Genomic DNA, 6073 nt, shown 5'->3' with positions numbered 1-6073 from the left:
AGCGGATTACCAATATTGCAGCCGGTAATATAGCTCAAGGTTCTCTTGATGCGGTTAATGCCGGTCAGTTGTGGACGGTACAAAGTAGCCTGAGTACTCTGTCAACTAAAGTAGATACTCTGCCGACGGGGAATGTTTCAGATGCTGAACTGGCCAGTCTGTCAACGGCAATCAGTACAGGTATAGCCAATCAGATTTCTACCGCAGCGTCTAGTCTGGGTACTTCCTACCAGCCGAGTGCAAACAGTATTGAGCCGCCAAAATACGATAGTATTACACCGACAGGAGGTGTGGTATCGGCAGATAATGTAGATGATGCACTGGCAAATTTGAGGAATTACGGTACTAAGTTTGTGAAAAGTAATTCTGCAAAAGCAACCTCAGTTGCACAGGGTGCTGATTCTATCGCAGTAGGCGGAGCAGCTATGGCCAGCGGTACATCGGCAGTTGCAATCGGTGATTCTGCAAGTGCTCCGTCAGCCAATGCTGTGGCACTGGGTAGTCAGGCTAAGGTAACACAGACCGGAGGCGTAGCACTTGGTGCGGGTTCAGTAGCGAATACGGCAGCCGGAATAGAAAGCTATATTCCGGTAACGGCAACGTCACAGCAGGCAGCAGCGATCCGGGCAACGAAGAGTACGGAAGGTGCGGTATCTGTAGGTGATGCATCGAAAGGTGTATATCGTCAGATAACCGGAGTTGCGGCAGGTACGGCTGATACTGATGCAGTAAACGTGGCTCAGCTTAAAGGTGTTGATAATCAGGTTAGCAGAATAAATGAATATGTTAACCAGATAAATGATAATGTTCACCGTGTTGAGCGCCGTGCATATTCAGGAACGGCAATGGCTATGGCCTTGTCCGGTGCTTATCTGCCTTCCCTGAATGGTGGTGAACAGACTGTTGGTGTTGGTGTCGGTGCATATCGTGGCTATGGTGCTATTGGTGTAAACTATAAGGCAGCAAGTAAAAACGGCAAAATAACATGGGGTGCAGGTGTTTCCACAACAGGTAAAGAGGTTGCAGTTAATTCTGTACTTGGCTTTAAGTGGTAAGAAAACCTGATTAAGCAGACTTCTGGTCTTCCCGTGGAAGTCCGGAAGTCTTATTTGTTTATCAGTAATTACATTTTTACTAAAATACGGATTAATATGCGCATCGGTATCTCTGTTATTACTCATGCCAACCAGAATATCTGGGAAAATGGTATGAGTCAGAATATTATATTTTTGGTTCAGAGCCTGAAGGCTATCCCGTTTGTTAAATCAGTCGATCTGATTAATGTGGGCGGGCAGCCGGGAATGGCCGAACAAATTGATTTAAGTCTGTTTGACTTGCGACTGTTGTCGGAACACGAAGCTGAAGATGCTTTTGATGTCATTATAGAACTGGCCGGTGCATTAAATCCGCAATGGCTGGCTTTGCAGCGGGCACGTGGTAAAAAAGTGGTATTTTATTGTGTTGGTCAGCCTTATGTAGGTCTGGCAGAATTCAATGTCTTTGAAAAACCAACCAGTTTTCCGCCCGTAGATCGTTCTGATGAAGTATGGGTTTTACCTAAAGATAAGGACTATATTCCGATGTTGCGGACAATGTATCGTTGTCCGGTACATGTTACGCCCTATCTGTGGGATCCGATGTTTATATCTCGCCGCAAACAGGAAATTAGTGAGCACGGTTTCTATTTTGGCTGGCGCGGCAATCTGCAGGATGGTGTTAAAACACCGTTGAATGTGGCTATTTTCGAGCCCAATATTTCAGTTGTGAAAACTTCATCCATTCCGATGCTGGCCTGTGATGAGGCCTACCGGGCAGAGCCACAGTCAATAGGTATGATGCATGTGCTCAATACGCTGCACATGAAAGATCATCTGACGATGCTGTATCTGGCCAACTCACTGAATCTGGTAAAAGATCATAAAGCCTGTTTTTACGGCCGCCATGATATTGCCGGTTTTATGGCACAGCATGCTAATGCAGTGGTTTCACATCAATGGTGCAATGATCAGAATTATTTGTATCTGGATGCACTGTATGGTGATTATCCTTTGATTCATAATTCACCATGGTTAAAAGAGTTTGGTGCCGGCTATTATTATCCGGATTTTAATGCTGCAGAGGCGGGCAGACAGTTAATTTTTGCCTGGCAGCATCATGAAGAAAATCTGGGCAGTCAGCGTCAGGCTTCTCAGGCATTATTTAAAGCTACTTCACCTCTCACTGAAGCCAATATCGCCGCTCATGTGCAGCTGTTGTCTAATCTGTGTGCTGATCGTCCAGAATTATTAAGGAATTAACTCATGTCGTCGGTGTCTTCACTTCGTGTAGGTGTTTCGATTTATGTGCGTAAAGGAGCACAGTCGCTTTGGGAAAACGGCATATTTCAGAATTGTCTGTTTCTGGCAATGCTGTTACAGAAATCACCGGTTGTCAGTAATGTAGTACTGGTTGCCGGTTCTGGTGACGGTGATATGCAGGATGCGATGAATTTTCTGAAGGATTCACCAGTACCGGTAATTGACATGGCCAGTGCTCTGAACGAGCTGGACGTCATGATTGAAATGAGTGCTCAGCTGGCCAAGGAATGGATGATAAGTTTCAAGGCTCAGGGCGGCAGAGTAGTCAGTATGCGGGTAGGTAATGACTATGTAATTGATATTGAACGCATGCTGTTTGATAAGCCATCTGCATTACTGATTACAGGTGCCCCGTATGATGAGGTATGGACATTACCTGAGTACGAGAAAACCTGTATGCCCTATTTTGCCAGTACTTTCCGTACTCCGGTAAGAATTATGCCGCATTTGTGGAGTCCGGTTATTCTGAATAAGGCTTGTGAAAAACTGCCGGAAGGTGAGAAATTTGAGTATCAGCCCGGCCGCAGACGCTGGCGTATTGGTTTGTTTGAGCCAAATATGTGTATGGTAAAAACCAGTTATATACCTATGCTGGTCTGCGAAAATGCACATCGGCTGAATCCGGATTTTATTGAGCATATCTATGCCTGTAATACCATGAATCTGAAAGAGCAGAATGCTTTTAATCTGTTTGCCCAGAGTCTGAATATTATTCGTCACGGTCTGACATCGTTTGAAGGCCGTTATCCGATCTGGCAGGTTGTATCGCGCTATTGTGACACAATTGTCTGCCATCAGTGGGAAAATGCACAGAACTATCTTTATTATGAAGCTTTGTATGGCGGTTACCCGCTAATCCACAATTCGCATCTGATTGGCGATTGCGGATACCGTTATCATGATTTTGATTGCGAAGAAGGCGGGCAGAAACTGGCAGAAGCATATAAAATGCATGATGAAATTCTTGTCGGTTACCGTGAACGTGCAAAAGCCTTTTTGGCAACACTTGATCCGGAAGCAGAAAACAATGTGCGCTGTTATACAGAGGCATTGGAATCTTTATTTAAGGCATAGATTACACTAAATTTGCCAACTCTTTAGTATAATGTATACATAAAACCAGCCAGCAATAAAACATTTCGATTGAAATTATGAACTTATCTAATAATCCAAATTTAATTACCAGCCATGGTCAGGATGCTGCACCCACACGCTTGCGTATCGGGATTACTATTGGTCTGAGTCATCCTAAGGAGACTCTGTGGAATAATGGTATTAAACAGAATGCTGTTTTTCTTGCTGATGCATTGAAGAATTGTCCTAATGTAGATTCTGTAGTACTGGTAAACACAACAGACGTACCGGTTACATCAAGTTTGCCATGGGATTTGGAGATATGGCCGACTAAAAGCTTTCTTGAGGCCAAGGATCAGATAGATGTATTGATCGAGCTGGGCGGGCAGATTAGCGCGGAGCAAACGGCCTATATCAAAGACCGGGGTGTGCGCCTGATTTCTTATTGCTGCGGTTTTGAATATATCCATATGATGGAATCGATTTTGTTTTCCCGTAATATGGGTGGCGCCAATCTGTTTATTAATCAGCGCTATGATGATATCTGGATGATTCCGCAGGTTGCAAACTGCAGTCAGGCATATTTTGAAGTATTCCGTCGCCATGACGCGCGTGTTGTACCCTTTGTGTGGAGTCCGGTATTCCTGATTCAGAAAACCGCCGCTATGCCTTTTCAGGGTTTATGGCAGGTTCCGACATCCCGTAAGGGCTGGCGTTTGTCAATAATGGAACCGAATATAGATGTAGTTAAATTCTGCCTGTATCCGATTCTGATTGCTGAAATGGCCTATCGTACTGAACCTGAAGCCATTAATATTCTTCAGGTTTGTAATACTTTACCGATGGCTCAGAAATCCATGGAATTCATTGCGCTGATGAATCAGCTGGATATTGTGAAAAATCGCAAGTCAGTATTTCTGGGTCGTTATGATACGCCTACATTTCTGGCAACCAATACGGATGCAGTGATATCGCACCAGTGGGAAAATCCGCTTAATTACTTTTATCTTGAAGTGTGCTGGCAGGGCTACCCTTTGATTCATAATGCTGAACTGATTTCAGATCTGGGCTATTATTATCAGGGTAATAACGTGGAAGAAGGTGCTAAACAGTTGTTTGCCGCCATGAGTGACCATGCCTATAATGCTGCTCATTACGTATATGACCAGCGACAGCAGATTGCCCGTTTCCTGCCGAATAATACTGATTTGGTGGCCAGCTATTCTGCCTTGCTGACAGAACTGATGGCCAGACCAATTCGCTAATACCTATGCATTTTCCTGCATAAACGTATTGATATTATCCTCCAGCATGCTACAGATACGCTGTATGGCTTCTTCGCTGCCCCATGCTATATGCGGGGTAATAATCAGGTTAGGCAGGTGAGCACGTAGTAACGGATTGCCATGTACCGGTGGTTCTTCGCTAAGTACATCTACGCCTGCTCCGCCTAACTGACCATATTTCAAAGCCGCAACCAGTGGCTGTTCTGCAACCAGACCACCTCGTCCGACATTAATCAGTACGGCTTGTGGCTTCATCATTTTTAATTCTGCTTCATCAATCATATTGCGGGTTTGTTCATTCAGCGGGCAATGCAGGGAAACCACATCAGCTTGTTGTAATAGCTGGGTAAATGGGGTATAGCCATCCCGGCAACTGCTGGCGTTTTTGTGTTCTCCCCAGAGAACATGCATTCCGAATGCCTGCGCCCGTGCAGCTAAAGCCTGTCCGATACCGCCCTTCCCGAAAATTCCCAGTGTTTTGCCGTTCAAATCATGTATAGGTGCACCGAAATGGCAGAAAAAAGGGCTGTTTTCCCATAAGCCGGCAGCGACATCACGCTGATAAGCAGGTAACTGGCGCATCAGTGCCAGAATCAGCATCATGGCATGTTCGGCAACCGTATCGTTTCCATAACCGCGAACATTACGAATACCGACATTGTGTTGTTGTGCTGTCTGCCGGTCAATGTGATCCAGGCCGGTAGCCGGCACCGCAATTAATTGTAATTGTGGACTATTGCGAATAGCTTCGGCATTAATTCGCACTTTATTGGATACAACAATATTTGCCTGAGCAATCCGGCCGGCTACTTCATCCGGGTTGGTATGGCTATAGCTGGTAATGTGATGAGGAAATTTGAAGTTAAACGGATATTCGGGCAGGGTTGCACGGTCCAGAAAAACGATTTCGCTGGTAGTCATATTATCTCCTGTTAATTGAAAAGCCTGCTATGGACAATAACATGCATGGGTTGAGTGTCTGTGTTACAGTGTACGCTAATTTATTAATCAAGGATGAATGAATATGGATCTGGTGATTGAAGATTTGCAGCAGGGTACGGGTACGGAAGCTCAAAAGGGTAAGGAGATTACGGTACATTATACTGGTATGCTGGAAGACGGTACGGTGTTTGATTCCAGTGTTACCCGTCAGCAGCCGTTAACATTTACTCTGGGTGCGGGTATGGTTATTGCCGGCTGGGATGAAGGATTTAATGGTATGAAGGTAGGCGGCAAACGCAAGCTGACTATTCCGCCGCATATGGCTTATGGCAGCCGAGGTGCGGGTGGTGTGATTCCGCCTAATGCCACACTGATTTTTGATGTGGAATTGTTGCAGGTTGATGATTAAGCTGT

Annotated in this window: 5 protein-coding genes and 1 pseudogene; 5 read left to right on the top strand and 1 reads right to left on the bottom strand. The window is 45.1% G+C overall.

The window, feature by feature from the left end; translation table 11 throughout:
• The 4 genes and pseudogenes from H3V01_RS10500 to H3V01_RS10485 form a co-directional block, all read left to right on the top strand.
• A pseudogene (locus tag H3V01_RS10500) lies at positions 1 to 1055 on the top strand (YadA-like family protein); the annotation flags it as partial.
• A gap of 96 nt (positions 1056 to 1151) precedes the next feature.
• Positions 1152 to 2297: a DUF2827 domain-containing protein gene (locus H3V01_RS10495; protein WP_198186753.1), complete on the top strand. Its 1146-nt coding sequence runs from the start codon at positions 1152 to 1154 to the stop codon at positions 2295 to 2297.
• Positions 2298 to 2300: 3 nt separating this feature from the next.
• Positions 2301 to 3431 (top strand): DUF2827 domain-containing protein, encoded by a 1131-nt coding sequence (locus H3V01_RS10490; RefSeq protein ID WP_198186752.1) that lies wholly within the window; start codon positions 2301 to 2303, stop codon positions 3429 to 3431.
• A gap of 77 nt (positions 3432 to 3508) precedes the next feature.
• Complete coding sequence (locus H3V01_RS10485; protein WP_025329669.1) at positions 3509 to 4696, top strand: DUF2827 domain-containing protein; 1188 nt, start codon at positions 3509 to 3511, stop codon at positions 4694 to 4696.
• 3 nt (positions 4697 to 4699) lie between these two features.
• On the opposite strand, the gene H3V01_RS10480 is transcribed toward H3V01_RS10485, so the two are convergent.
• On the bottom strand, positions 4700 to 5638 hold the full coding sequence (locus tag H3V01_RS10480) for a D-2-hydroxyacid dehydrogenase (RefSeq protein WP_198186751.1): 939 nt from the start codon (positions 5636 to 5638) through the stop codon (positions 4700 to 4702).
• A 103-nt stretch (positions 5639 to 5741) separates the two neighbouring features.
• On the opposite strand from H3V01_RS10480, the gene H3V01_RS10475 reads away from it, so the two are divergent.
• Positions 5742 to 6068, top strand: coding sequence for an FKBP-type peptidyl-prolyl cis-trans isomerase (locus tag H3V01_RS10475; protein ID WP_025329671.1), 327 nt, complete (start codon positions 5742 to 5744; stop codon positions 6066 to 6068).
• Positions 6069 to 6073: the final 5 nt, after the last annotated feature.

It is taken from the genome of Snodgrassella sp. M0351, assembly GCF_016100575.1.
In the GTDB taxonomy this organism is placed as follows: domain Bacteria; phylum Pseudomonadota; class Gammaproteobacteria; order Burkholderiales; family Neisseriaceae; genus Snodgrassella; species Snodgrassella alvi.
Note: the sequence above shows the minus strand (reverse complement) of the source record. Positions and strands in the feature narration are given on the sequence as shown.

Coding starts and splice junctions, on each gene's coding strand:
- H3V01_RS10480 (WP_198186751.1), bottom strand. CDS start 5,638: ATGACTACCAGCGAAATCGTTTTTCTGGACCGTGCAACCCTGCCCGAA.
- H3V01_RS10485 (WP_025329669.1), top strand. CDS start 3,509: ATGAACTTATCTAATAATCCAAATTTAATTACCAGCCATGGTCAGGAT.
- H3V01_RS10495 (WP_198186753.1), top strand. CDS start 1,152: ATGCGCATCGGTATCTCTGTTATTACTCATGCCAACCAGAATATCTGG.
- H3V01_RS10490 (WP_198186752.1), top strand. CDS start 2,301: ATGTCGTCGGTGTCTTCACTTCGTGTAGGTGTTTCGATTTATGTGCGT.
- H3V01_RS10475 (WP_025329671.1), top strand. CDS start 5,742: ATGGATCTGGTGATTGAAGATTTGCAGCAGGGTACGGGTACGGAAGCT.